General features: G+C 41.9%; 4 protein-coding genes. All 4 read right to left on the bottom strand.

Annotation, left to right across the window (positions count from 1 at the left end):
* Positions 1–1,336: hypothetical protein (locus A3757_RS19090; RefSeq protein ID WP_156506424.1), on the bottom strand; the 1,336-nt coding region annotated here is incomplete at its 3' end.
* A gap of 26 nt (positions 1,337–1,362) precedes the next feature.
* The gene (locus tag A3757_RS19085) at positions 1,363–2,457 is read right to left on the bottom strand and encodes an OmpP1/FadL family transporter (RefSeq protein ID WP_156506423.1); all 1,095 of its coding nucleotides are present in this window, start codon (positions 2,455–2,457) and stop codon (positions 1,363–1,365) included.
* A 29-nt stretch (positions 2,458–2,486) separates the two neighbouring features.
* Entirely contained in the window at positions 2,487–3,548 is a 1,062-nt protein-coding gene (locus tag A3757_RS19080; protein ID WP_068506800.1) for a hypothetical protein, read from the bottom strand.
* 23 nt (positions 3,549–3,571) lie between these two features.
* On the bottom strand, positions 3,572–4,162 hold the full coding sequence (locus tag A3757_RS19075; protein WP_068740108.1) for a hypothetical protein: 591 nt from the start codon (positions 4,160–4,162) through the stop codon (positions 3,572–3,574).
* Positions 4,163–4,369: the final 207 nt, after the last annotated feature.

The raw sequence follows: 4,369 nt of genomic DNA, 5'->3' as shown, positions 1-4,369 counted from the left end.
CACCTAAGGAAACATCATGGTATTGAGCGATATTTCGACTTGGAATCCCCATGTTCTTTTCAAACACGTCAGCCATCAATTTTGCATCTTTCAACGCATATCTAACGGGTAGCCCCGGCATTTTAGAATAGTTTCTGTTACCTATAACGAGCGCATAATTGTCAGTATGTTCTATCCTATTCTTGCTTATCCTTGCCGGTCTTTTATCCTCCTCAGCTAAACCGATGTTAGAAACTGCATATTGTTTGACATTTCCTGAATGGTGATATCTAAAACCTTCCTCGATATGCAAGGAATAATTTGCGATCCGTTTTATCGAATGTTTCGCGTCATCGATACCCAGGTCTTTTATATGTATACTGAATTCCGGTTTAGTATTCTTATCCAGCTCCAAGTCACCTCTTAAGAATAAAGTGAGTGGAAGCCGTTCTCCTGGAGCTAACAAGGCTATCCTTTCAGGCCACTGTTCATCGACTAGACGTATACCTTTCGTTTCTAGTTCGGTATGTATTGCAATATTACGTGCTGGCGTGCTGCCAATATTTTCGGCAATCAATTCATACTTACTTGTGCGCCCAGGCTTTAGTGATTCAAACGTTCTCCGTGTTGTAATTCTTATTCTGGGTTCTTCCCACTCGTGGATTTGGTAACTCGATTTAGCTATATCGGCGCCAAAGCCATCCATTTCTTCAGCTTTTACAACAATATCTAACTCATCGTCATCGTATTCTCGAGGCAATAAAATAGTTTGCGAATGTATCCGTTCACTGTTTGGAGGGATCTCACCGATAAAAGATTTGAAAAGTAGACTTGGCATTGAACTACGTCCATCAATGATAAGCTTTACGTTTTCAGCTAGTCCCTCTCCTTCATTTCTAATGAGCACTTGTATCTCAAGAGTCTCATCTTCGTAATAAATTCCGTCTGAGTCTGAATCAACTAATCTTGGTTCTACTACAAGGCGAGGCGGGTTATCGTTTTTCAGCGTTGCTCTTAACCTCTCTGATCGCTCCCGAGCTTTTTCCTTTACTTTTCTCAGTAACTTGTTTGGTCGATAATCAACGTCATCACCATCATAATACCTAACTGGTTTTAAGCCTCTACCAAATGAAGCAAATCGGTATTTTGCTTGCTTATTGATAGTGATACGACCATCACCAGGGACTAAATTAATCGCGTTTTCTGCTAGCCTTTTAGATTCATTAAGGTCTCCCTCCTCTAAAGCTCTTTCAGCGTCAGTAAAAAGCTCAAATGCTGTGTCATTCTTTGCAGCAAAAGTACTCAAGCTAATAGCAAACAACACAACAAAAACTACAGACGTTTTAACCATATTCATCTTTCTATACCTTCTCTAAAACAACCTTAAAACTCGATTCCAATTTCTAGCATTCCTATCTTGAATTTGTTCTCGCTAGCCCCAAAAAACTGTTGCGCAGCGAAATCAACTGAAAAGCCACCTCTAACAAAACCTAGACCAACCGAAGCTCGCTGTTCATCCGCTAAATCAGAATAATTTCCAGTTTGATCTGTTATGCCAGCTCTTATCGCAAAAGTGTTCGAAGAAGTGGCACCACCGATTAGTAGTTCAGCACCGAGCTTTTTCTTTGTAAGTTCGATATCTAAAGAGTCGCTAGTTTGAAACAATAAATCCGACATCCCGCTGTACTTAAGTTTTTCGAAATCTGCGTTAAGATTGAGTTGGAAACTTACTTCGCTAAAGATCCAACCAAGACTCATCTTCGAACCAACTGATACTGATTCCGGGTATGCTGTAATCTCTCGGTTTCTTAGGGGATGATTAAAATCGTTTTCGAATGGGGTATGAGTCGACTCAAAATGGTAAGCTGCGCCTACATCCCACGCTAAATATCCAGAACTTGATGTGAAGTCGATTGGTTTATCAAGTAATCTATAGTTTGCCCCTAACTGTAATCCATACCCCGACGTCTCTTGCCTTACCTTATCGCTCACATCTTTTTCTTTTACCGATATGATTTTTAATGTGCCGCCTATTTTTGCGCTGTCTGACGGTGCATAAGCGACGTTTGCGCTGATATCATAACTCTGTAGAATCGCCGCTTCTTCAGTTCCTTGACTGGGCTCTTTAAAAGACACTCTTATGTTGTGAGTATCATATAAACCGAGGCCGAAAGCCCATTTTGTGTACCTTTTAGCCCAAAACACACCGCCATCGTCGTCCGACCCAAGCCCCGTATTTTCATAGCTAGTAGCACCAATAAGCACAAATTCCCCAGTATCCCTAGCGTTGAACTCACTAAATCCCATACCAGCTGGATTAATTGCCATAGAGGTCGCTCCATTAACTGCCGCAACTCCAGCTCCTCCTTGCGCCAATGTACGTGCGCTAAGGGGTAACATTTCAACAGGTGCCGCATATGCGGCCCCCCCAGTGACGGAGATCGCTAAAGATATAGCCAATGCTCTTTTATCGAACATGCACTTCATAATCGCTAACTCCCTTTACCTTAAAGCTCGTTGTAAGAAACGATGCTCTCTGTTTCGAAGAAGCCGTCGTCATCTTCGTCAAGACGATAAGCAATATGAGTGTCGTAATAAGTAAGCTCTACCTGACTTGATAGGCCTGTTACTAAAACAACACCAGCTGAATATTCGGAGTTATAATCGGTATAGACGAGCGCTTCTGTTATATCGACCGAATACGAAACATTGAGTTCAAGCGACGCAAAGTTAAGCGCTGAATCAGTATCGAGATAGTAAGTACCATCCCAGCTCCACCTACCGGGTTCTTGTCTGAGTTCAATCGCAAAATCACTAATTTGATAAGGGTCGTTGAAATATAAATTGGTAGGTTTTTCTTCATACCTTTGCCCACTCATTGCCAAGGTATTCGCATCTCTAAGGTCAAAAGTTATCGAGCCATTCTGAAACTCAACAAAGCTTTCAAGATCATCTAGATTGTAAGTTCCATAGTCGAGCACCCTATTTTCATACGTTTCTTTCACCGTGGTATTTTCAGCTATGTAGTCATAGCCATCAAAATAACCACTTAAAATATCGTACCGATGCGAGCCCGAAATATAGTATCCCGAATGTAAAAAATCGGCTCCGCACTGAGCAAAGTCGATATCTATATAATCGCCAGCTCCGTGAACGCGGCTGCCATTTCCATCTTGTAAAGAAGTAACGCTGTAGAATTCTACTAAGTACGATCCACCTCTATCACAAAGATCGCTTAAATCTGATGAACCGTTCGGATAGCTAGCCGTTGTTACCGAATTGCCAAGTTCTAGATCAACGTTCTCAAGCTTGTATCTCAGTTCGTTTAACCAGTACTCGTTTAGTTGATATACCTCTGAAATTACAGATTCAACATTCTGGTCATTAATTTCTCCTGTAGCGATTTTTGGAAAGTTGACCTTAGGCAGGTCGCTTTTGTTAATTTCTCCTCCTTCGTTTACGGGGTTTATTGGTTGCCCTGAATCGCCATCGCTTCCTGATCCGCAACCGGTCAAAATTGCTAGTATAGATGCGCCAAGTAGGTTTTTAGTTGTCATTAGGTTTGTCATGATCGTTGTATCCTTAAGTGTTGTTAGTGTTCGTTATTCAGTACTTTTTCTAGTTCGTCGTAAGCTTTCTTTGCTTCTTCTTTAGTCCACTTAGCTTCAGCGTCTCTAAAGCTCGATTTGATGAAGAGCTTCTTGTTCTTCTTGGCCAACTCTTCATCAATCCCCACCAGCACGTACTTCACCCCATTTGGGTCAGTAACCGAGGCATAAACACGGCTTCCCGATAGCGGCATCTTTAATTCACTTTGCCCTATTTCCTGTACATGTTTTTCTGCCCGCTCACTCAGACCTGATCCAGTGATAGACTCGTAATCACTTAGCGCTGCCTTTAAATCAACAGTTAGTTTTCTTGCGAGATCTGTTCGAGCGCGTTGCTGAGCAATTTGAAATGAGAGGTTCTCGCTGGCACTGTTACGGTCATAACTTCCCCTTCCTGTAACTAGGTCACCCATAACCCCTGTACACACCCAATTTGGAGCTTCCTTTTCCGTACCGTCAAAATTACACTCTGCTGTTTGAGGTGCTGGCGTTTGTGGTACATCATTAACTGTTGAACATGCGGCAGTTAGCGATACACCGATTATTAGCCCAACTGACTTATATAGATTTGTCATAATTTCCTCCGACATTTATGGTTTGAATACGTAAAAGTGATAACACGCGTTAAAGCGCATGCAACGCTTTTGGCATTTGCTTAAGTCGGGAGTAAATTTACAGAAAGTAGTAAAAGGGGTAACGGGACGCTTGGGGGACAAAGTTAATGCAAGCACTCTAAAACTTTGATCTAATGGGGCTTTCTATTGAAGGTTAGGTTGGTAAGT

The sequence above is a fragment of the Oleiphilus sp. HI0117 genome (genome assembly GCF_001635235.1).
Note: the sequence above shows the minus strand (reverse complement) of the source record. Positions and strands in the feature narration are given on the sequence as shown.

Excerpts from the sequence above, each read along its gene's own strand:
- A3757_RS19085 (WP_156506423.1), bottom strand. The coding sequence starts at position 2,457 with ATGTTCGATAAAAGAGCATTGGCTATATCTTTAGCGATCTCCGTCACT.
- A3757_RS19080 (WP_068506800.1), bottom strand. The coding sequence starts at position 3,548 with ATGACAAACCTAATGACAACTAAAAACCTACTTGGCGCATCTATACTA.
- A3757_RS19075 (WP_068740108.1), bottom strand. The coding sequence starts at position 4,162 with ATGACAAATCTATATAAGTCAGTTGGGCTAATAATCGGTGTATCGCTA.